Raw genomic sequence first — 20,593 nt, 5'->3', positions numbered from 1 at the left:
TAACTAATAACTGATAACTAATAACTGATAACTGATAACTGATAACTGATAACTGATAACTGATAACTGATAACTGAACATATGCCACAATTAGTTAATTATTATGATGTTTTAGGAGTATCTCTCACGGCTACCAGTGACGAGATAAAAAAGGCTTTTCGACGATTAGCGCGCCAATATCATCCTGATGTTAATCAGGGGGATAAATCTGCCGAAGAAAAGTTTAAAGATATTAATGAAGCTTACGATGTTCTCTCCGATGAAGAAAAACGGGTTGAGTATAATCATTCCTTGATGAGAAATAAGCGCCGTGGTATGCGTTCGGGGGACAAAGTGAATGGTAACGGTAATGGAAAAATCTCTCGTAAAGAACAGGATTTATGGAAGTTTAAAGATTTTAATAACCTTAATACTAAGCGTGCTAAAATTGCTTCCTATAACCGTTTAACTCGTCGAGATGTGGAGGCAAAATTAACTTTACCTTTAGAGAAAGCTTATCAAGGTGGCAGACAGAGAATTCGTCTAGAAGATGGTAGATCAATAGAGGTTGATATGCCAGCAGCCATGATCGATGGGCAGAAAATTCGTCTCAAAGGTCAGGGTATTGAAGGGGGTGATTTATATTTAAAAATAACTATCGCTAGGCATCCTTTTTTTAGGATTCAAGGTTCTGATATTGTCTGTAAAGTACCGATTACTCCTAGCGAGGCAATTGTGGGCGGTTTTGTGGAAATTCCTACCATTGACGGTTTAGTTAAAATGATGATTCCTAAGGGAGTTAAAAGCGGTCAAAGATTGCGTTTAGCTAATAAAGGTTATCCCACTTCCCAAGGAGAAAGGGGCGATCAATTAGTAGAAATTCTCTTAGTTAATCCTCCCGATCCTAGCCCTGAAGAATTAGAACTTTATCAAAAAATACGGGCGATCGAAACTTTTAATCCTCGCCAAGATTTATAAAAATTATGCTAAGTAGTTTGCGTCAAATCTAAGTTTTTTTGTCAAAAATATCACTTGTTCTTGCCTGACTCACCCTACATCTTAGTCCCAATTTATTATGATAAATATAATTGATACAATTAAACCCTTTTATCCCCTAGCTTTCAGGGCTATTCGGGGTAATTTAGAAGGAACCCAAAAACAATTATTAAATACTCTGCAAAAAATCGATCGCTCGCGGGGGGAATTTTGGGGACAATGGTTAATCTCCCAATTATCAGAATCCCTCATTTTTAGCGATTCTCGCCTATCTCAAAGCCTCTGGGGGTTAAATTTCTCCAATCCCGTCGGATTAGCGGCAGGATTCGATAAAGACGGTTTAGGGGCTGGACTTTGGCATAATTTCGGCTTTGGTTTTGCCGAGGTGGGTGCTGTCACCCTAGAAGGGCAACCGGGCAACCCAAAACCGAGATTATTTCGTTTACCAGAAGATTTGGCGGGATTAAACCGTATGGGGGCAAATAACCTCGGAGCGCCAGTTCTAGCGGCAACTCTTCAGCAATCTTGGCAACGACAACCCCGACAGATTCCCATCGGTATTAACCTCTGTAAATCGAAAAATACGCCCCTAGAAAAGGCTCCAGAGGACTATTTAGGCAGTTTTCGCTATTTATTCCCCCATGCTGATTATTTTGTCGTTAATGTTAGTTCTCCCAATACTCCCGGTTTGCGTTCCCTGCAAAGTGGGGAACAACTCGATAAAATCCTCGACATTTTACAAACAGAAAATCAAGGCAGAAAACCCCTATTAGTGAAAATTTCTCCCGATTTAGAATGGGAGGATATCAGAACAATTATTGAGTTAGCTTTCTCCTACCAATTAGCTGGAATTGTCGCCACTAATACCACCACTAAACGCACGGGATTAAAAACTACAATTCTGCCCGAAACCGGTAAACCAATCACTGAAGAAGCAGGGGGAATTAGTGGGCAACCTTTGCGGAAACGTTCCACGGAAGTGATCGGTTTTATCTATCAGCAAACCCAGGGCAATTTACCGATAATTGGAGTGGGAGGTATTTTTTCTCTCGATGATGCTTGGGAAAAAATTACCGCCGGTGCGAGTTTATTACAGATTTATACCGGTTGGTTATACCGAGGACCCTGGCTAGTATCAAATATTTTACAGGGATTAACAGAAAAATTAGATGCTAATGGGTTGACTAATATTAATCAAGCGGTGGGAATTAATAATGGACTGCTGCCAAAAATCAGAAATATTCCCTTAAGGAAAGAGTCAGGTTCCGGGATTCAGGAGTCGGAATAAGCAAAAGAAAGAAATTGTTTATTAGGCTCGATGATTAGATGACAATTGTTAATAGAAAGGAGCTAGGTCGTGAGCATCCAGCTTTTTTACAATTGTTTACACAAACATTAACAATTATGACAAAGCATCAGTTCTTAAAGAGTTTTTATTCTGGGGTTATAAATCCCTTAGTAAAAGCCTTCTAATCTCAAGAGAGAACGTTTTGTTTCCTTGAAATTAGAGGAATAGAAAATTAATGATTGCTTCACATCCTAACTCCAAAAATGTTCTAGCGGCAACTTTGCTAACAGTGGGAATTTCCCTAATCAACGTACCGACGGTTTTAGCGCAAGCTCATACTAACTGATATTTTCTATTTTCATTTTCTAAATCTTCACGTTCGCAAAACCATTGAAAAAAGTGCGAAAATCTGATCAACTGGTTAAAGCATTTTCGTAGGCACTTAGAGAATCAAATTGATGTTTTGTTTTAATTTTTAAGGATATATCCAGCACTGCTCGATTAACAGAATAATAAACAAATAAAGGTAAGTTAATTTGTCCTTGATGATCAGTAATTTGTCGTTGTATTTCTTGACTGTATTCATTTAATTGGCTAAAATTACTCCGTTCCCCAGCGTGGATATATCCAGTCCTAGTTTTTACTATTTTCCAAGTAATCTCTTGACTATCTTCCGTCACGCCAGTGATTTCAATTATAGCCGTCCCCTGACCATTATTAATCTCGGTTTCGCTAATCTTTCGTCCACTGGCATTAGTATTTTTTAGGCGATTAACTAACCAAGAAAGCATAATAGACAAACTATCTAAAATGGTAGATTTTCCCGCACCATTAACTCATATAAATACGTTGAGTTGCCGATGAAAGTCGATGGTTAAATTAACTACACCTCGATAATTAATAAGCTTTATAGACTTAATTCTCATGGATTTTTGTATCGGCAAGATTTGCTTATAGTTGAGATAATTGTTAGAGAATCACTCTCCAATAATTGCCCAGTAAAACTTAGATAGGGTTAAGAGACAGTAGGACAAGGAATAGAAAAAATAATATCTAGTTTTGGCACAGAACCGGATATTCATAATGATTATTTATAATTTACTCCCAACTAACTCAAAAAAACCCCAGCCGACTTTCCCGATCGCTGCCCTCTGTGAGACAATCGATCGAGTGTTATCCTAAACTCCGCCAATTTTCATGTCCGACGACGCTACTATTCGTACTGCTGTACAACGTCTCTACAATACCTATCCTTTCCCCCCCGAACCGCTCCTAGACGAACCTCCTCCGGGTTACAATTGGCGCTGGAATTGGATTGCTGCCTATAACTTTTGTTCTCATCGTAAACCCGAACGAGAGGATATCCGGATTCTTGATGCGGGTTGTGGTACCGGTGCGGGAACCGAATATCTGCTCGCGCTCAACCCTTTCGCTCATGTAGTCGCTATAGATATCAGTGAAAAAGCCCTAGAAATTGCCAAAGAACGCTGTAATCGTTCGGGAGTCGCAGCAAAGCACCGAGGTTCTCTCGATTTTCACCATTTACCCCTTGAATCGGCCACTAATCTCCCCGGAGAATTTGATTTAATTAACTGCGTCGGGGTGCTGCACCATCTCCCGGACCCGATTAAAGGGATTCAATCCCTCGCACAAAAACTGGCCCCCGGTGGTCTGCTGCATATTTTCGTCTATGCACAATTGGGACGCTGGGAAATCCAGTTAATGCAATCTGCGATCGCACTTTTGCAGGGAGACCGACGCGGGGATTATAAAGATGGGGTCGCTGTCGGCCGAGAGATTTTTGCCTCTCTACCAGAAAATAATCGCATTTTGAAACGGGAAAAAGAGCGTTGGTCAATGGAAAATCATCGCGATGAGTCCTTCGCTGATATGTACGTTCACCCCCAGGAAGTGGACTATAATATCGATACCCTCTTTCAACTGATTGACGCATCAGGATTAGCCTTTATTGGCTTTTCTAACCCTTCCTACTGGCAATTAGAGCGTTTATTGGGTAAATCCCCCGAATTGATGGCTAGAGCGCAAAATTTAGGGGAAAGGGAACGTTATCGCTTGACGGAATTATTAGACCCGGAAATCACCCACTATGAATTTTTCCTCGCTAAACCACCGATTTTGACTGCCGATTGGTCCCGGGATCAAGTCCTAGAGAATGCAGTGGCCGAAGTTCATCCCTGTCTTTATGGTTGGCCTAGTGCAAGTGTTCTAGATTACGACTATCGGCCGGTTAATCTCTCGGAGAGAGAATTTGCTTTTCTACAAGCTTGCGATGGTCGTTTAAGCGTGGGAGCAATCGACGCTCAAGTTGGTTTAGGATTAACTGGTGTGCGTTCTTTACAACAGCGCCAACTACTGATTTTAAGTTAGGGAAAATTTGGGGATGTTAGAGATAGCGTCCCTTGACAATGGGTAACTTTTCAACTAACTTGGCTAAATCTTGCCAAAAATTCTTTTTTCTTAACAATTATCCCTTTCCTGTCCCCATAGTTTCAGCCCCAGAATTAACCGGGGCTGAATTATAATAGTTATATAGAGTGGACAAGGCTGATAAATTTCTGATCAGTTCGATTTTTCCCCGGATCGGCAAACGGGAGAGTTTAATCATTATCCCAAGATTCCGAGGCGATTAAGTCACCAATTTGATCTCTGAGAAGGTAGTCGCATCGTTCTAGTTCACATTCAACACAAACCCACTCCCGAGGGGGAATGAACTGACAGAGGGTGTAGATCGGTTGGTGTCTGCTCACTACCCCCTGTTCTACCATCTGACGGACTTCGTCCTTAATCATCCTGATAGAGTAAGCGGTGGGAGCGGTGGAGAAAGTTATGGCACTCATGGGAGATTTCCTGCAAGATCTACAAAAGAAGTCTTATCACTAACTATAGTCTAACCGATAGGGGGACAAAAGAGATTTTTTGCTGTATCGACGATTACAATTTTTTATATATAGCTAAACCCTCTCCCCTCGCCAGTTTAGGCTTAGGTTAAGAAAAGTTAAATTCATCGGCTAAAAGCTGTCGAGTCCCCTTATGTCAAATCAGTGATCAGTGATCAGTTATCAGTTATCAGTTATCAGTTAAGCTGTTGACTATCTAGAGTTTGCTGAATAAATGTGAAATGTAGGTAAGGTAAGGGTTTTGGGGCTTTTCTTGCGAAACAGGTGCAAGATTTTGAGAGAATCGTGGTTCAAAACCTTGCATCTTCATCGGCCCGTGTCCTGTAGGGGCGAAGCATTCGGGCAATAACCTATCGCTGAAACCGGAGATTTTCTATCCGAATGCTTCGCCCCTACTTTTTGCCGCAAACCCTATCTAATATTACTGGTTAAGACTGCACCGGAGTGCTGGAGTTGGCAGCAAGGAGAGGAATTCAGAGCATTCGTACTTAATTTTTCCCTAAGCGTTTTAAAATCAGTACAGATGATCAGTGATCAGATTTGAGTTTTCAGTTTACCGTTTACTGGACGGCTACGCCGTGCCTTTGGCAACACTGAAAAAAGTCTCCCGCTTAAGCTAATAAATGGGGAATAAAAATAAAAGCCGCTACGAGTAAAGCGGCGATCGAGGCGATTAAAACGGCACCAGCGGCACAATCTTTCGCTATTTTGGCTAAATCATGGTAGGATTGCCCCACCGTCAGATCTACCACTGATTCTAGGGCAGTGTTGATTAATTCTAAGACCATCACCAGAGCGCAGGTAAGGGTGACAATCGCCATTTCCATGGCATTAACCCGCAAAAATAAGCCCCAACTAACCGCTACTAGGGTAATCAGGGTGTGAATGCGAAAATTTCTTTGACTGACAAAAGCATAACGGACTCCGGCCCAAGCGTAGCGAAAACTGACTAACAGATTCGAGGCGACTTGCCAAGCGTATTCTCTTTGACTGGGATTGTTGCCCTCACTCACCTGTCCCGATCGAGGGATAAAATTATTGTTGAGATAGGGATTAGGTATGCTGGCAGATTGGTTGGCTTGATGATAATTTGTCTTCATATTCCTCAATAATGCTTGACAAAAATAACTAACTATGTATCGGCATTTCGACGGTTTTTAACAAAGTTTCCTGTAAAGATAGCATTTCTAACAGACTTGTTTCATCGGGATGGTCCCAACCCAAAAGATGTAAACAAGCGTGGGCAGTTAACCAAGCTAATTCTCGCGCCAAAGAATGATTTTGTGTTAAAGCCTGTTGTTGTGCTGTCTGGACAGAGATGATAATATCCCCCAAATATAAAGGTTCTGTCTCTAAAATGCCCTCATCCACTGGTAAATCGACTTCCAGAGCGGCAAAAGCGAGAACATCCGTCGGTTGATCTTTGTGGCGATATTGGGAATTATAGGTCTGAATTTCTCGATCGTCTGTTAAACGCAAACTTAGTTCATAACCGGCGGCAATGGGGAGATAATCCGATAGATAGCCTAACCATGTTTCTAACCAATAGTGCCAAGTTTCCCCATCCACAGGACTATTTCCGGGATCAAAATAGTTATCCTGTAGGCATAAATCCACCCCTAGGGGTAAAGTCTCACTCACCAGATTTCACCCTAGGGACGCGTCAGATAGGAAATACCGACAAAAAAGGCTAATAGGGCTGCCGTGGTCAAAAAAAAGTGTTTTAACGAGATGCCTTTTTTCTTGACCATATTCCGCATCGCCAGTTTGACGTAACTGGGTTGCGCTTCGGTGGCCGTTTCTACTGCGGGGTCAGTGGTGCTAACAGGTTCAGTCATCAGTAATTCCCCAGACAAAGATTGATCGCTATAAGTGTAACAGATTATTAAAAAAGTGCCAAAAAAATTCAATTATGGGAAAAACTGCTCCCCGTCTGGGATAGTCAAAACCACTGAAACTGTTTAACCCAGAAGTTTCTAACCAGTTGTGGCTTTAAACTGGTCATACTAAATCCAGTTATTAAAAACTGATTATTTATTCTCCCCTTTGCCTTTTGCCTCTCCTCATAACTCGCCTGTACTCAACGGATGTAGTATGATTAGGGTTTGAGCGAGCCAATTGGCGATCGCACTCTCGGCACTATTCTGCTTACCTTACTGGCTAAAAAGCATATTAGGATAAAGGTTGCAGCAACTTTAAAACCCTTCCCATAAAAAATTTAGCAAACAATGAGTCTTATCTCTCGTCAACAACCTTACTGCGATTTAGTGGCTGATTATTTTGACCAATAACGACCAGAAAGTGTGAAAAAACGTCTGGTTAAACCTTTAGAGAAGCTTGGTTATCAAGTTAATCTTGAGCCTGTTGCGTTTGTTTCTTAAATTGGTCTAAAATACGGGGGAATCTGGCTGTTATCCTTGAAGACACAGGCCAACTCGTTCATAACGCTTTTTAGTCGCGTTATCATTTTCAAGTCAGGAGGCAGGAGTCATTATTCAGTAATAATTCATAATTGATAATTTATAATTCCCATCTCCGATTTACTTGATCTATGGAACTACCAGAATTAAATATAGAGACAATTTGGGCGATTATTAACGATGAAATTGACGACGAAACCGTTAATAAATTGGTTTGGCAAAGTTTAGGTTATAATTACGATGAAAGTCAGGGAAAATGGGATAATAGTCAAGTGGGGGAAGATTGGCGACGTGAATATCCTCAACCTCCAGATTTTATTGCCAATCGTCCCCCAACAGTAAAATTAACTCGATCAATCTTGCCAGAAAATAAACAATTATTAAAAGATAAATTGGGTTTTACTGGTTATAAAATTGGCGATTTCAATCCCCGGATGACTCGCCGTGCCACCGCCGCTAATTGGTTGTGCTTTTATGCGTTAAAATAGATAAGGAAAGTTATTTTATCAAGCTTCTAGCATGGTCACTATCCCCGTCAAGTCCTTCTCTCACCCCCTAGCATCCTATATTGATCGTCTCACGGCTGGGGAAGCATTGTTAAAAGATACTCCCCAGAATTTGCTCGAGGTAGTGGGTATCCTGAAAAGTTACGGAGTGGTGTTAGATGCTTATTCCAAAAATTTAATTTATATTGCGGAAAATCAGTTTTTGGTTTTTTTCCCCTTCTTTAAATATTTTAATGGTCAAGTATCTTGGCAAAAATTACTACAACATTGGTGGCACGATCGCATTAATTTTGAGTATGCTGAATATTGTATGAAAGCCATGTTTTGGCATGGTGGGGGTGGTTTAGATAGTTATGTAGATAGTGCTGCTTTTCAGGAAGTGACAGCCAAAGTTATTCAAGCCAAATTTAGAAATAATCCCCTAGTTTTAAGTTTAAATAAAGTCTTTCCTGAATTTTTGCCAGAACAAATGCGGATGATGGCCTACTATAGCGGTTTAGGTCAATTTTGGCGAATTATGGCCGATACTTTTTTAAGTTTATCCGATCTCTACGATGCCAGAAAAATTACCAGTATTCCCGAAGTGGTGGCACACATTAAGAAAAATTTAGTCGATAATGCTAGTCAAGCAATTGTCTATCAAGTAAAAATCAAAGGACAAACCTATGATCTGATCCCCAAATCGGCAGGATTAACCTTTCTTGCAGATACAGCAATCCCCTACGTTGAGGCGGTTTTCTTTCGCGGAACACCTTTTCCCGGTACAATTTCCTATAATGCCCAAGCCTATCAAATTCCCTACGATCAAGGAATGTTTGCCTATGGTGCTTTGTATGCGGATCCTTTACCCATCGGAGGTGCAGGGATTCCCCCCACACTATTAATGCAGGATATGCGTCACTTTTTACCAGATTATCTGCACGACATTTATAAAAAGAGTTTTCGTCAAGAGGAAGATTTATTAGTCCAGATTTGCGAAACTTTTCAAAAGTCGATGTTTTGTGTGACAACGGCAGCCATTCAAGGATTAGCACCCTATCCTTTAACTACTACAGATTTAAAAGAACAAAAAGCCAATCGTATCTATCTAGAATCATGGATGAACCGTTTTGTCAAGTCACGATTAGAAGCGGTAAATCAATAATTATTCTGCCGATAAATCGGTAATTTTTGCAGTCAACAAACCCCCTTTACATTTATGTCAGATATTAACGCCCAACTTCAGGATATTTTAGCTCAATTGCAATCTTTAACCAAACGGGTTGCCCTCATCGAAGCGCGGCAGATGTTAGTACCGGACATCGAGCGCTATGGTAAATTACAGCAATTCCTAGCTGAGGGGAACTTTAAGGAGGCAGACGCAGAAACTCTCCGAGTTATCCTCGAAGCTGCTGGCAGAACCCGCGATACTTTAACCCCAGAGGATATGATGCGGTTTCCCGTTAATGTGATTCGGGTACTCGATCGCCTTTGGAAAAATTATAGCGGCGATCATTTTGGTTTTAGCAATCAGGTGAAGTTATATTTTGCCGCCGGAGGTGACATTAACACCCTGCGTACCCAAGATGCGGAAACGATTAGAAAATTTGGGGAATTGGTAGGATGGCGCAACAAAGACGAGTGGCGTATCGATGATTATGATCACTGGGATTTTAGTCTAGCAGCTCCTCAAGGTTGTTTTCCCGCTCTCTGGTGGAAGTCTCCCTACGGGTTAAAAATGGTGACTTTCTGCTTTACTCGTCTGATAGAATGCGATTTATAGACAATGAAAGGAGTTATCGGCTATTTTCATGCTTTATTGTCCCCCCAATTTGCCCCCACCGGGATAAAAGTGGCTCTAGTGGTGGGGACAATTTTATTGATAATTAACCACGGTTATGCTATAGTGTCTGGGAGCATGACAAGCGATCGCTGGCTGGCGGCATTACTGACTTATCTGGTTCCCTATCTAGTCAATGTTCATGGGCAGTATAGCAGTTATCGCCGTCAGCAATGGCCAAAAAAATCCGAGCAATAGAGGCAGTGAATATACCCCTAAGTGGTGATTTTTGACTCTAGGGAATTCCGGCTCTCTTGGGTTTGGTGGGTAAAATGTATTATAAGATACATTCTTCCTAGCGGGGGGGGTGGAACGAACCACAAAGACACAAAGGACACAAAGACTGAGCGATCATATTGTAAGTTAAACTTATCACACAGAGCCTAGAAGAGCCGAATTCCCTGTTGCTAGAGGGCTGCTATGATAGCGATCGAGGCTAATATTCGGGTGAAACAGAACTCTATTAGGGATATGACCAAGATACGACTTGCTTTCATTGCAATCAAGACAAATGTTCCTGTCTAGCTTATTTTAATTTTTCTATTAAGTACCTAAGCAAAATTAATTACACATATCTAACCCCCCTCTTGCCTTTTGCCTTTCTTCACTAGGAAATTTATTTTGCACGACTACTTACTTAATGGTTAAATGTTAGTCTGCTTTTCCTTTTAGGGAGACAAAATCAGGCCTATGGGAATTACTATTGTTACCATTTTGTGGAGGATGAGAAAGATTTCTCAGTTCTGGGGGAGTGGGTAAACCCTGTTTCATTTCTGCTACTTTTAATAGGATCAAATACTCATAAAAAGCTTGCAGAGTACACCAAGCAAAACCAGCTTTACCATCGAGAATTCCTGCTAGGATAAAATACATATAAAACCAACGAAGTAAGGGACGAAAAGGCAATCGTAGGGATAAATCTTTTAAAGCTCTCCGTCTATCTACTTCGGTTTCACCAAAAAATAAATTCTTCCAACTAACACCACCGTTAGCCAACTGATGTAGGGTTTCTGCTGCTTCATCGGTAGAATAACGATTATGTTTTTCAATCCAACGACTTAAACCTTTACTACAGGTGTAGTGGGGATAAGTTTCTTCTAAAAAAGAGGTTTTTCCTCGACATTCTTCCCTTTCCGTGTGACCATAATCGCTAAACCAGACTTGATCTTTTCTAAATAGACGCATTTGATAACGAGGATACTGGGTGCTGCGACGGATCCAAGTTCCCATAAACATAACTCTTTCGGCCACATAAAAACCAGTAAATTCCTCTTGTTGTGTGGCACGCAGACATTCTGTGTAGAGTTGGGGTGTTATCCTTTCGTCTGCTTCGAGAATATAAACCCAATCGTATTTAGTCTCGATATTTTCTAACATCCAAGTTCTTTGTTTACCATGACTCTCGAATTGATGCTGAATCACGCGCACTGGATAACGAGAAGCAATCTCTACTGTGCGATCGCTACTGTAGGAGTCAACCACAATCACATCATCGGATAGAAGTGCTGATTCCACACAAGCGGCAATATCAATTTCTTCATTATGGGTGAGAATGTAAATGGAAAACATAGATATATGGTATTTGGTTATACGAAACTCGATCGGGTAGTAGTCCTATTGTGTACTAGAAAAAGCAGAATAAAAACCCGTATTATCTAAGAAATTTTCTCAAAACTACTAGACTGAGCCTATTTTACCCTCGATCGCCATTTTGTCAATATTTCTTGAGTATTACTTGAAAAATTCTTTACCTGAGCTTACAACGACCGGCGGTGAGCTATTCCCCGCCATGAGATAATAGACGATGCTTTATGTCTTCAGTAATTTTCGATGACTGCTGTTTCCGAGTGTTTTCGTTCTCTCCGTTCCCAGGGGAATTGTGCCTTAATTCCCTTTATTACTGCCGGTGATCCCGATTTATCTACCACTGCCCAAGCTTTACGCATTTTAGACCGAGCAGGCGCTGATCTGATCGAGTTGGGGGTTCCCTATTCCGATCCTCTTGCGGATGGTCCGGTTATTCAAGCGGCGGCCACTCGCGCTTTAAATCGGGGTGTCAAGTTGGAAAATGTGCTAGAAATCGTCAAAAATGCCCAAGGAGAGGTGAAAGCTCCGATTATTCTCTTTACTTACTATAATCCCATCTATCATCGCGGGATAGATGTCTTTTTAGACCAAATTAAAGCAGCCGGGGTGAGTGGTTTGGTGGTTCCCGATTTACCCCTAGAGGAAGCGGAAAGTCTGCTGCAACCGGCTGCCGCTAAGGGAATTGAAGTGATTTTATTGGTAGCGCCTACCAGTCCCCCGGAACGAATACAGGCGATCGCCAGGCAATCCCAAGGTTTTATTTATTTGGTTAGTGTCACGGGAGTGACGGGAATGCGGAACCAAGTAGCCACCAGAGTGGAGGAATTGCTCGATTCTATCCGTTCTGTCACCGATAAACCCGTGGGGGTAGGATTTGGCATTTCTGACCCTACACAGGCGCTACAGGTGAAAAACTGGGGTGCTGATGCGGTAATTGTCGGCAGTGCCATGGTTAAACGTCTGGCCGATAATTCCCCCAGCGATGGGTTAAAATCCCTCGAGGAACTTTGCCGTAGTTTAAAACAGGCGATTCAGTGAGGGGCTAGAGGTTCTTCTAAAGGAATTCCGGCTGCGGGGCGATCTGAGGTATAGTCCCTCTGGAATTCCCTTTTCTGCTGGTTTTAACGCTCGGTGGTGGCAGTGGGGATTGTTTCTCTAAAAGAACATTGTACCTTGTTCTAGGGGTGGCACTCACGAATAAAACTTTTCGTACACATGAAGCGCTCTACCACCCACAAAATCTAAAATTAGATAACTAGGGAACGGTGTGTTCTCTAGATTTTCCTCGATAATTTCCCCATAGGCGATCGCCTGTCTAACTTCTCGATCGTTAATACGCATGAAAAACATCTGGCGTATCGCGTGACTAGAAAAAATTAAGTTCTCAAAATTCAAATTCTATCCTCTTTGTTGTTATTAAATAATGTTTGTTTTAATTTTGTTTATCAAGGATGATATATAGCATTTTCCATAGTTGTGAGGTACAGAATCTTAGGTTTTGAGGAGTCAGGAGTTAAGATTTTGGTGTACCTCATGAGATTGGAAAACGCTACAATTTGCCATATTATCACACATTCGATTATAAATGAGGGTTAAGTTTAAAAGTATTTAATCGACCGTTTGCGGGGTGACTAATGTGCGTTGGTGCGTTCCCCAAAAATCTATTGGTGGAGCGGTAGGACTTGCCTTAGGGAACGCACCCTACAAGATTGCGCTCTGCTACGCAGTGCCTTTGACATCGCACTATATTAATCTGTGAATTCACACAGCAACAGGCAACTTTGAAAATTCACCAATATTTCAGCTAACGGTGAAGTTAGGTTAAGCGAGTTTGCAAGAAAAGAAGTCGAATTATTGAACCGATTTGATTCATTGAAGTCTACTTATTAAATCACCACGTCGAAATGTTGCAGATAGCTGCTGCAAGGAAATCTCTTGTTCTCCATAAAGATCCTGAAGTGCCTGTTTAATATCCTGTAATGAAGCATTAAAGTAACTCTCCCCATTTTGATCAATAAGCATTTGGGCCGATTGAAAATTTTGATGACTAATATCTTTCATCTGAACTTTCATATCAGCCAAAAGTTTTTGTCCCATCTGCATTGCAATAAAGCAGGAAGCATAGCGGACAAAATCTGGGTCAGTAAACTCAGGTCTTTTGCGGCGGTTTTCTGCAATTCTGTAAAGCTGAACAGCTATTACGATTTGCGCTCCATTTAATTGGTCAGTAAAGATTGTATCATACAGTTTCCCAAAATGTTCACGAGAGAAAAACTTTGCTTGATGAGGTTTTCTTCGCCAAACGGATAATACTGCCTCAGCAGCTACTCCTGAAGTAATATCAGCAGAGCGAGTAGGAGTATTGGAACGTTTAGTCCTGTAGTTAAATCCTAATTGCTCAATATCCTTTTCCAATATTTTCTGGCGCTCATCATTAGCACGTAAATCTTTGAGATCTACTGGATTTTGGCTATTGGTTGCGTAGGTAATTCTTTGAACTAAACCTTCATTTTCACGAGGCAATTGATAGAGTCTTAAAAGAACAAAAGCTTGGGCATTTTGATGAATTAAATCGGGTTCTCGCAAGGTTTTAAATATGGTCATACAGGTTTGACCACCGTTAATGATTTGTAAATTCTCAACACGCACTTTGTAATCGCCATCTTGCAATGCGTTGTATGAGAAACTATCACAAATCAACGTGACCCCGTTATTATAAAAGTAAAAATTGTTTTTTTCATCGCTAGTTAAAGTATGACGGATACCCTCATTTACTCGATTTCCTTGTAAACCCAAGTAGCGACGAATATTGCGCTCTAATAAACGTTCTCCATGTCGCTCTATAAGTGTGGCAATTTCTGTCACCGAAATTCTACCCAACAGTACTCGGCTAAACTCCATATCTTCCACAATAGCTTTGCCACTTAGCTGCAAAGTATCTTTTACGGGTTTAGAAGCTTGCAGAATTTTGACTAAACGCTCGTGATTAACATATTCCCATGTCACCTGATCTCCAAACTCAGTACGTTCAATAGCCTCTTGAGCAGATGAATTCCATTTCAGGCCATTGTTGCAAGCTATTGTCCGAACTTGGGGAATATAGCCATCCCGGATTAGGCTACGAGCTTCTTCCACTTTCACAAGCAGTCGTTGATTAATATGTTCTAGTTTGGCTGCTGGATTAAATAAGTAATTAATTGCATTTATTAAACTTTTTATACCTTCTTCAGGAAAGTTAGAGTTTCCTTCTAGGTTGTTCTTATATTTTGCCTGAAATAAAGTAACTGTAAATTCACCGTCATATTCTTCTGAGATATGTATAGCATCTACTCCAAAGTCACCACCTCCTTCTGTTAAGCAATCAAAAACATCATCTCCATCTAAATCTAAAATGGTTTTAACGCACAGATATACAAAAGCCAAAGACTTAAGCCGGCCTTCATCTGTGATTCGTAGTTCTTCAGAAGCTTTTTGACGAATGTCTTTGCTAACTGATACTAAGCGTTGGTCGATGATGGATATATTAATATTCATGTACTTATTTAACGAACATATTTAAATAGCTTATTTTATTGTGCCTAACTACATATTATAGGTCAACTTTCTGCATAACAGTCTCCAGAGTAACGATAGGGGTCAACTTTCTGTATATCACCCCGTCTCACAACATATATACTAATTTGTCAATAGGTAGTAATATTTAATCTACTTATACTTCGAGTTTTGGTCTGAAAATGGGCGATCAATCCCACATTCCGCACCCTCAACTGTCACATAATACTAAATCGGTTGAGTAACGCACAGAAAACGGGTTTCTCCGAGAAACCCGTTTTCTGCTCATGCACTCATGCAAAAAGGGAGAATAAATAATCAGTCTTTAATAACCGGATTTAGGATTATTTAACCTTTAATCAAGGCTATCACTGGGGCCACCAATCTTCGATCACCTGCGCGATAGTATAGGGACAAAACTCTGGAAAAATGCTGAGGATTAAACCTGTTTGTTTGGCGGCTTCTCGACGCGCTCTGGTATATTCCTTATCCAAAATTTGCGCGGGATAACTGCCTAAACTGGGACTATCCTCTAATTTGCGACCAATTTGCGATCGCCGATCATTGATGAAATCCAGCTAACGCTTGAACTCATCCGCCGCCAATAACCTTGGATAATTACAGATACTCTACCATTAGGTCGGGTGCAGTGATTTGTTAGACGGTAATTTATTATAAAGCACTAATTTTAACTATACCGCCCACTCTTCCTTCAATTTCTAATTTGTATTCTTCCAATAACCCCATACCAATCAACAACTCTGTCTCTGACGCATTAATTTCCGCTCTTCGGATTTGTCCATCCCAAATTACTGAGCCACCATACATTTCAAACATTGTGAGACTGCCATCACCGAGAATGGCATCTTGTAAACCTCGAAGAGTTAGCCCTAACTCATTGATGATTGCTCTTGATAGCATTAAATCACCTGTGTAACCTGTATCAATAACTGCTTTTACACTTTTGATATTTTTATAATCCCCTAGAACTGCAATCTGAATAATTGCCTCACGATTAGCATTGACGTTACCTATAATCATTGAAACAAATTTGCCCCAATTAAACCGACTCGATGAACTGCTCGATGTCCGATTCTTACGAACCAAATTTGAGCATCGGTCAATCGGGCTAAAAGTTGATCGGAAGCTGTGAGGCTGTCTTTTGCTACTTCAAAAGCACCTGTTTCGATATCTATGGCTACAATCTTCCCATGATTGCCTTCCTCGACTTGGTGGCGCACCTGAGATTGATAAATCTCATTACCACGTCGGGCGAATTCTTCTTTGCTGTAGCGGAGTTGATTAACTGTCATTGTCCTGACCCCGTTGCAACTTTTGCCCCTCTATTTTAACCTAAACATTGGCAATCTTCGCTAACATTCCCCAACTGGGACCACAAAGGCTGCATCGCACTTAGACTCACAGCTTCAATCAATGTGCATGGTGCGTTCCCCAAAATCGATCGCTGGATCGGTAGGACTTGCATTAGGGAACGCACCCTACAAGATTGCGATCACAATGTTACAAGGTTATGTTCAATAGCTAGTACTGCATAGCTAGACTGTTAATTTTTTCTAGCTTTTTGGCAAGACTTTTGGCTCCGGTTTGAACCCAGTACTGCTTTGCAATATCCTTACTTTGATCTTTTACCTCAAAGCAGATATTTCTAGCTTCCTGCCAGTAGTCATACCAAGCATTTTGGTATTCCTCCGACAACAGGTATACACTGGATTCGGCATCAGACATTAGACCCTCTGCTTTTTTGTAGTCTTCATCAACCCAATTTTTAGTCTCAAGATTTGCAAGAACCCTATAGTACTTGAGAGCGGCAGACTTTGACTCCTTGAGAGCGGGAAGCTTAACAGCCAATTGTTGTTTAAGTTCTTCAAGTTGTGCTGCGTTTCGACTACTTGAAAGCGTATTCCATAGAGATGAGACAGCCGCAGTTACAGATGAAACAGCCGCCAGCGACGACAGAACCCATACTTTAGTGTCCGTTCCTGATGGTGGACCAAAGTACAAAAGAGCAGCGAAGACAAAGATAGGAACAGAAATAAAGATTAGAGTCGGGTTGGTCTTACGTGTCATAAGGTCTCTCCTAACTTTTAAAACGACCCATGGGAAGAATTCAGATCGCTTGGTCTCTTAAAACTTTTTAGATACAAACTCCTTTGGTTTCATCACAAATACAGCCAGGCTTGACGCAACCTCCGCTAGAAACACAGGGTTGACCACAATTGATTTTTGAAAGTTTGAAAGAATTTGATACCCTTTGCGGAACCCACTGAAAAGCTAACAGTTCTTCTCCGCTAAACTCCTCCAACAAGTAGCTGAGGAAGCGTTTATAGCTCCACTTAGCGTTGACAATCTCTTTTTGAACGTCGCCATTTTGATTGAGAAGGATTACCCCGGTACCCACTTTGTATCTTTGTCCGATGACAAATCTAGCCGGAGTCTGGTTTTTCGGGTTGAGTCTTTGGTACTTACCTGGTTCATGGATATAGTACTTGACTCTATCTGTTTTCTTGGCGAGACTCTTGGGAGTCGCTTCAGCGGCACCGGATAGACTCATAATGTTTTTGCTTAAAGATATAGAATATAAACCGACGATTAGGACATCCTACACCAGAAGGTCATCCCTGTCAAGAATACAATGACATCCACGCTTGTGAGAGGTGAGCAAGAGATATTAAAGCCTTCTCGAAATTCAGAACACCATCACGCAAAACCGTATCAGTCTAACTACACATTATACGGAAACTTTCTGTATATTAACCCGTCCCGTGACATAAAATACTCATTTGTCAATAGGTAGTAATATTTAATCTGCTTATACTTCGAGTTTTGGTCTGAAAATGGCCGCTCAATAGTCAAGCGATCGAGAGATGGGGATGACCACGAGCCTAGGGGATTATGCAAGGGTGAACCACTTATCGGCAGGTTTCCAGGCGGCTCCCCAATAACTGATCACTGAAAGACGGCTAAACTAAAAAGGCGTGCTAAAATCAGCATATCTAGGGTCGCTTGTGTAGGTGATGGATAGGCTATGTTTGAAAGATTTACGGAAAAAGCCATTAAAGTAATCATGCTCGCCCAAGAAGAAGCCCGCCGCCTTGGCCATAACTTCGTGGGAACAGAGCAGATTTTACTAGGACTAATTGGAGAGGGAACGGGAGTTGCCGCCAAAGTCCTCAAGTCCATGGGTGTCAATCTCAAAGATGCGCGCGTGGAGGTGGAGAAAATCATCGGTCGCGGTTCCGGATTCGTAGCCGTGGAAATTCCCTTCACCCCCAGAGCCAAACGAGTTTTAGAACTCTCCCTCGAAGAAGCCCGTCAACTGGGCCATAACTATATTGGCACAGAACACCTCCTTTTAGGACTAATTCGCGAAGGGGAAGGTGTGGCCGCTAGGGTTCTGGAAAATCTCGGCGTGGATCTCTCGAAAGTTCGCACCCAGGTGATCAGAATGTTAGGGGAAACCGCCGAAGTGGCCGCCGGTTCATCTTCCCAAGGTCGCACTAAAACCCCCACTCTTGACGAATTTGGTTCCAATCTCACCCAAATGGCCAGCGAGGGTAAACTTGATCCCGTGGTCGGCCGACAAAAGGAAATCGAGCGCGTTATCCAAATTCTCGGTCGTCGTACCAAAAATAACCCAGTCCTAATCGGGGAACCGGGGGTAGGTAAAACAGCGATCGCAGAAGGATTGGCCCAACGCATCGCTAACAAGGATATTCCCGACATTCTCGAAGAAAAACGGGTTGTCACCCTCGATATCGGCTTGTTAGTGGCGGGAACCAAATATCGCGGCGAATTTGAGGAACGCCTCAAAAAAATCATGGACGAAATTCGCCAAGCGGGTAACGTCATCCTTGTGATCGATGAAGTTCATACTCTCATCGGTGCTGGGGCAGCCGAAGGAGCGATCGATGCGGCCAATATTCTCAAACCAGCTTTGGCCCGGGGAGAACTGCAATGTATCGGGGCGACGACCTTGGATGAGTATCGCAAACACATCGAACGGGATGCGGCTCTAGAAAGACGTTTTCAACCGGTTATGGTCGGTGAACCCTCCGTAGAAGAAACGATCGAAATTCTCTACGGTCTCCGGGAACGCTACGAACAGCACCATAAATTAAAAATCTTAGACGAAGCGCTAGAAGCGGCGGCGAAATTGTCTGATCGCTACATTAGCGATCGCTTCTTACCGGACAAGGCGATCGATTTAATCGATGAAGCTGGTTCGAGAGTGCGCTTGATTAATTCCCAATTGCCACCGGCAGCCAAGGAATTAGACAAAGAACTGCGGCAAATTCTCAAACAAAAAGATGACGCGGTGCGCGGTCAAGACTTCGAGAAAGCCGGAGAATTGCGCGATCGGGAAATGGAAATCAAAACCCAGATCCGGAATCTCGCATCTACCAAAAAAGGCGAAGATGGCAACGACGAACCCTTTGTGGATGCGGAGGAAATCGCTCACATCGTCGCTTCTTGGACTGGGGTTCCCGTTAATAAACTGACCGAAACCGAATCCGAGAAACTGCTGCACATGGAAGATACCCTACATCAGCGTCTCATCGGTCAAGAGGACGCAGTAAAAGCGGTGTCTCGTGCCATTCGTCGCGCTCGCGTCGGTCTGAAAAATCCCAACCGTCCCATTGCTTCCTTTATCTTCTCCGGTCCAACGGGGGTAGGTAAAACCGAGTTAACTAAAGCTCTGGCCGCTTATTTCTTTGGTTCCGAAGATGCGATGATCCGTCTCGATATGTCGGAATACATGGAACGGCACACGGTTTCTAAGTTAATCGGTTCGCCTCCGGGTTACGTTGGTTACAACGAAGGGGGACAATTAACGGAAGCGGTGCGTCGTCGTCCCTACACTGTGGTGCTATTCGACGAAATCGAAAAAGCTCACCCCGATGTCTTCAATATGCTTCTGCAAATCCTTGAAGATGGACGTTTGACTGATGCCAAAGGTCGCACGGTGGACTTTAAAAATACCCTGTTGATCATGACCTCGAACATCGGTTCTAAAGTGATTGAGAAGGGTGGCGGTGGCTTAGGTTTCGAGTTTGCCGATAATCAAGCTGAAGCCCAGTATAATCGCATTCGATCGCTGGTTAATGAGGAATTAAAACAATATTTCCGTCCGGAATTCCTCAACCGTCTCGATGAGATTATTGTCTTCCGTCAACTGAATAAGGAAGAGGTCAAGGAAATCGCCGAAATCCTGCTCAAGGATGTGTTTAAACGTCTGACAGAACAAAATATTACTTTGTCTGTTACGGATAAGTTTAAAGAACGCTTGATCGAGGAAGGTTATAATCCGGCCTACGGCGCTCGTCCCTTACGTCGTGCGATTATGCGTCTGTTGGAAGATGTTCTGGCTGAGGAAATTCTCTCCGGACGGGTTTCTGATGGAGATACGGCCATGGTCGATATCGATGAGGAAGGTAAGGTGAAAGTTATTTCCGGTGAAAGACGCGAGTTAATCGCTCCCGTGATTGAATAACTTCTCACTGGAATTA

The 20,593-nt window shown here is 42.2% G+C and carries 22 protein-coding genes; 9 read left to right on the top strand and 13 right to left on the bottom strand.

The window, feature by feature from the left end:
• The first annotated feature begins 81 nt into the window (after positions 1 to 81).
• Both ACE3JL_RS01655 and ACE3JL_RS01650 read left to right on the top strand, forming a co-directional pair.
• Positions 82 to 957 (top strand): DnaJ C-terminal domain-containing protein, encoded by an 876-nt coding sequence (locus tag ACE3JL_RS01655; protein WP_375328700.1) that lies wholly within the window; start codon positions 82 to 84, stop codon positions 955 to 957.
• Between the two features lie 97 nt (positions 958 to 1,054).
• Positions 1,055 to 2,263 carry a quinone-dependent dihydroorotate dehydrogenase gene (locus tag ACE3JL_RS01650; protein WP_271990255.1) on the top strand — a complete coding sequence of 403 codons (1,209 nt, stop codon included), beginning with the start codon at positions 1,055 to 1,057 and terminating at the stop codon, positions 2,261 to 2,263.
• A gap of 413 nt (positions 2,264 to 2,676) precedes the next feature.
• Here ACE3JL_RS01650 and ACE3JL_RS01645 read toward each other — a convergent pair whose 3' ends face one another.
• Positions 2,677 to 3,054: an AAA family ATPase gene (locus tag ACE3JL_RS01645; RefSeq protein WP_375329569.1), complete on the bottom strand. Its 378-nt coding sequence runs from the start codon at positions 3,052 to 3,054 to the stop codon at positions 2,677 to 2,679.
• A 406-nt stretch (positions 3,055 to 3,460) separates the two neighbouring features.
• Between ACE3JL_RS01645 and ACE3JL_RS01640 the strand changes: the two genes are divergently transcribed.
• Entirely contained in the window at positions 3,461 to 4,651 is a 1,191-nt protein-coding gene (locus ACE3JL_RS01640) for a class I SAM-dependent methyltransferase (RefSeq protein WP_375328699.1), read from the top strand.
• 230 nt (positions 4,652 to 4,881) lie between these two features.
• Here ACE3JL_RS01640 and ACE3JL_RS01635 read toward each other — a convergent pair whose 3' ends face one another.
• The 4 genes from ACE3JL_RS01635 to ACE3JL_RS01620 all read right to left on the bottom strand — a co-directional run bounded on the left by ACE3JL_RS01635 (position 4,882) and on the right by ACE3JL_RS01620 (position 7,019).
• On the bottom strand, positions 4,882 to 5,121 hold the full coding sequence (locus tag ACE3JL_RS01635; protein WP_002738935.1) for a DUF4327 family protein: 240 nt from the start codon (positions 5,119 to 5,121) through the stop codon (positions 4,882 to 4,884).
• A gap of 671 nt (positions 5,122 to 5,792) precedes the next feature.
• Positions 5,793 to 6,281: a diacylglycerol kinase family protein gene (locus ACE3JL_RS01630; RefSeq protein WP_375328698.1), complete on the bottom strand. Its 489-nt coding sequence runs from the start codon at positions 6,279 to 6,281 to the stop codon at positions 5,793 to 5,795.
• A gap of 28 nt (positions 6,282 to 6,309) precedes the next feature.
• On the bottom strand, positions 6,310 to 6,822 hold the full coding sequence (gene ybeY, locus ACE3JL_RS01625) for an rRNA maturation RNase YbeY (protein ID WP_375328697.1): 513 nt from the start codon (positions 6,820 to 6,822) through the stop codon (positions 6,310 to 6,312).
• Positions 6,823 to 6,833: 11 nt separating this feature from the next.
• The gene (locus ACE3JL_RS01620) at positions 6,834 to 7,019 is read right to left on the bottom strand and encodes a DUF3285 domain-containing protein (RefSeq protein ID WP_150978349.1); all 186 of its coding nucleotides are present in this window, start codon (positions 7,017 to 7,019) and stop codon (positions 6,834 to 6,836) included.
• Between the two features lie 713 nt (positions 7,020 to 7,732).
• Between ACE3JL_RS01620 and ACE3JL_RS01615 the strand changes: the two genes are divergently transcribed.
• The 4 genes from ACE3JL_RS01615 to nrtS are packed head-to-tail and all read left to right on the top strand — an operon-like array spanning position 7,733 to position 10,124.
• Positions 7,733 to 8,089 carry a DUF1823 family protein gene (locus ACE3JL_RS01615; RefSeq protein WP_271990240.1) on the top strand — a complete coding sequence of 119 codons (357 nt, stop codon included), beginning with the start codon at positions 7,733 to 7,735 and terminating at the stop codon, positions 8,087 to 8,089.
• A 31-nt stretch (positions 8,090 to 8,120) separates the two neighbouring features.
• Entirely contained in the window at positions 8,121 to 9,251 is a 1,131-nt protein-coding gene (locus tag ACE3JL_RS01610) for a CO2 hydration protein (protein WP_271990238.1), read from the top strand.
• A gap of 54 nt (positions 9,252 to 9,305) precedes the next feature.
• A complete protein-coding gene (locus ACE3JL_RS01605; protein ID WP_375328696.1) occupies positions 9,306 to 9,869 on the top strand; it encodes a GUN4 domain-containing protein in 564 nt (187 codons plus the stop codon).
• Between the two features lie 3 nt (positions 9,870 to 9,872).
• Positions 9,873 to 10,124, top strand: coding sequence for a nitrate/nitrite transporter NrtS (gene nrtS / locus ACE3JL_RS01600; protein WP_271990235.1), 252 nt, complete (start codon positions 9,873 to 9,875; stop codon positions 10,122 to 10,124).
• A 453-nt stretch (positions 10,125 to 10,577) separates the two neighbouring features.
• Here nrtS and ACE3JL_RS01595 read toward each other — a convergent pair whose 3' ends face one another.
• Positions 10,578 to 11,495 carry a glycosyltransferase family 2 protein gene (locus tag ACE3JL_RS01595; RefSeq protein WP_375328695.1) on the bottom strand — a complete coding sequence of 306 codons (918 nt, stop codon included), beginning with the start codon at positions 11,493 to 11,495 and terminating at the stop codon, positions 10,578 to 10,580.
• Between the two features lie 261 nt (positions 11,496 to 11,756).
• On the opposite strand from ACE3JL_RS01595, the gene trpA reads away from it, so the two are divergent.
• Complete coding sequence (gene trpA / locus ACE3JL_RS01590) at positions 11,757 to 12,551, top strand: tryptophan synthase subunit alpha (protein WP_375328694.1); 795 nt, start codon at positions 11,757 to 11,759, stop codon at positions 12,549 to 12,551.
• Between the two features lie 153 nt (positions 12,552 to 12,704).
• On the opposite strand, the gene ACE3JL_RS01585 is transcribed toward trpA, so the two are convergent.
• The 7 genes from ACE3JL_RS01585 to ACE3JL_RS01555 form a co-directional block, all read right to left on the bottom strand.
• A complete protein-coding gene (locus ACE3JL_RS01585; protein ID WP_271990228.1) occupies positions 12,705 to 12,908 on the bottom strand; it encodes a DUF4258 domain-containing protein in 204 nt (67 codons plus the stop codon).
• 474 nt (positions 12,909 to 13,382) lie between these two features.
• Entirely contained in the window at positions 13,383 to 15,047 is a 1,665-nt protein-coding gene (locus ACE3JL_RS01580) for an AIPR family protein (protein ID WP_271990225.1), read from the bottom strand.
• 386 nt (positions 15,048 to 15,433) lie between these two features.
• The gene (locus tag ACE3JL_RS01575; protein ID WP_271990302.1) at positions 15,434 to 15,613 is read right to left on the bottom strand and encodes a DUF29 family protein; all 180 of its coding nucleotides are present in this window, start codon (positions 15,611 to 15,613) and stop codon (positions 15,434 to 15,436) included.
• 124 nt (positions 15,614 to 15,737) lie between these two features.
• Entirely contained in the window at positions 15,738 to 16,106 is a 369-nt protein-coding gene (locus ACE3JL_RS01570; protein WP_002765010.1) for a hypothetical protein, read from the bottom strand.
• Positions 16,103 to 16,378 carry a hypothetical protein gene (locus ACE3JL_RS01565; protein ID WP_149107377.1) on the bottom strand — a complete coding sequence of 92 codons (276 nt, stop codon included), beginning with the start codon at positions 16,376 to 16,378 and terminating at the stop codon, positions 16,103 to 16,105. Before ACE3JL_RS01565 ends, ACE3JL_RS01570 begins: the two co-directional genes overlap by 4 nt.
• Positions 16,379 to 16,607: 229 nt before the next feature.
• Entirely contained in the window at positions 16,608 to 17,153 is a 546-nt protein-coding gene (locus ACE3JL_RS01560) for a hypothetical protein (RefSeq protein WP_271990221.1), read from the bottom strand.
• A gap of 67 nt (positions 17,154 to 17,220) precedes the next feature.
• Complete coding sequence (locus ACE3JL_RS01555) at positions 17,221 to 17,637, bottom strand: hypothetical protein (RefSeq protein ID WP_271990218.1); 417 nt, start codon at positions 17,635 to 17,637, stop codon at positions 17,221 to 17,223.
• A gap of 474 nt (positions 17,638 to 18,111) precedes the next feature.
• On the opposite strand from ACE3JL_RS01555, the gene ACE3JL_RS01550 reads away from it, so the two are divergent.
• The gene (locus ACE3JL_RS01550) at positions 18,112 to 20,577 is read left to right on the top strand and encodes an ATP-dependent Clp protease ATP-binding subunit (protein ID WP_004160623.1); all 2,466 of its coding nucleotides are present in this window, start codon (positions 18,112 to 18,114) and stop codon (positions 20,575 to 20,577) included.
• The last annotated feature ends 16 nt before the right edge of the window (positions 20,578 to 20,593 follow it).

Source organism: Microcystis sp. BLCC-F210 (assembly GCF_042134685.1).
GTDB lineage: Bacteria > Cyanobacteriota > Cyanobacteriia > Cyanobacteriales > Microcystaceae > Microcystis > Microcystis aeruginosa_D.
This window is presented reverse-complemented; position numbering and strand designations above follow the sequence as displayed.

Excerpts from the sequence above, each read along its gene's own strand:
- ACE3JL_RS01605 (WP_375328696.1), top strand. The coding sequence starts at position 9,306 with ATGTCAGATATTAACGCCCAACTTCAGGATATTTTAGCTCAATTGCAA.
- ACE3JL_RS01555 (WP_271990218.1), bottom strand. The coding sequence starts at position 17,637 with ATGAGTCTATCCGGTGCCGCTGAAGCGACTCCCAAGAGTCTCGCCAAG.
- trpA (WP_375328694.1), top strand. The coding sequence starts at position 11,757 with ATGACTGCTGTTTCCGAGTGTTTTCGTTCTCTCCGTTCCCAGGGGAAT.
- ACE3JL_RS01635 (WP_002738935.1), bottom strand. The coding sequence starts at position 5,121 with ATGAGTGCCATAACTTTCTCCACCGCTCCCACCGCTTACTCTATCAGG.
- ACE3JL_RS01630 (WP_375328698.1), bottom strand. The coding sequence starts at position 6,281 with ATGAAGACAAATTATCATCAAGCCAACCAATCTGCCAGCATACCTAAT.
- ACE3JL_RS01645 (WP_375329569.1), bottom strand. The coding sequence starts at position 3,054 with ATGCTTTCTTGGTTAGTTAATCGCCTAAAAAATACTAATGCCAGTGGA.
- ACE3JL_RS01565 (WP_149107377.1), bottom strand. The coding sequence starts at position 16,378 with ATGACAGTTAATCAACTCCGCTACAGCAAAGAAGAATTCGCCCGACGT.
- ACE3JL_RS01620 (WP_150978349.1), bottom strand. The coding sequence starts at position 7,019 with ATGACTGAACCTGTTAGCACCACTGACCCCGCAGTAGAAACGGCCACC.
- ACE3JL_RS01655 (WP_375328700.1), top strand. The coding sequence starts at position 82 with ATGCCACAATTAGTTAATTATTATGATGTTTTAGGAGTATCTCTCACG.
- ACE3JL_RS01550 (WP_004160623.1), top strand. The coding sequence starts at position 18,112 with ATGTTTGAAAGATTTACGGAAAAAGCCATTAAAGTAATCATGCTCGCC.
- nrtS (WP_271990235.1), top strand. The coding sequence starts at position 9,873 with ATGAAAGGAGTTATCGGCTATTTTCATGCTTTATTGTCCCCCCAATTT.
- ACE3JL_RS01570 (WP_002765010.1), bottom strand. The coding sequence starts at position 16,106 with ATGATTATAGGTAACGTCAATGCTAATCGTGAGGCAATTATTCAGATT.
- ACE3JL_RS01595 (WP_375328695.1), bottom strand. The coding sequence starts at position 11,495 with ATGTTTTCCATTTACATTCTCACCCATAATGAAGAAATTGATATTGCC.
- ACE3JL_RS01610 (WP_271990238.1), top strand. The coding sequence starts at position 8,121 with ATGGTCACTATCCCCGTCAAGTCCTTCTCTCACCCCCTAGCATCCTAT.
- ACE3JL_RS01580 (WP_271990225.1), bottom strand. The coding sequence starts at position 15,047 with ATGAATATTAATATATCCATCATCGACCAACGCTTAGTATCAGTTAGC.
- ACE3JL_RS01560 (WP_271990221.1), bottom strand. The coding sequence starts at position 17,153 with ATGACACGTAAGACCAACCCGACTCTAATCTTTATTTCTGTTCCTATC.
- ACE3JL_RS01650 (WP_271990255.1), top strand. The coding sequence starts at position 1,055 with ATGATAAATATAATTGATACAATTAAACCCTTTTATCCCCTAGCTTTC.
- ACE3JL_RS01615 (WP_271990240.1), top strand. The coding sequence starts at position 7,733 with ATGGAACTACCAGAATTAAATATAGAGACAATTTGGGCGATTATTAAC.
- ACE3JL_RS01640 (WP_375328699.1), top strand. The coding sequence starts at position 3,461 with ATGTCCGACGACGCTACTATTCGTACTGCTGTACAACGTCTCTACAAT.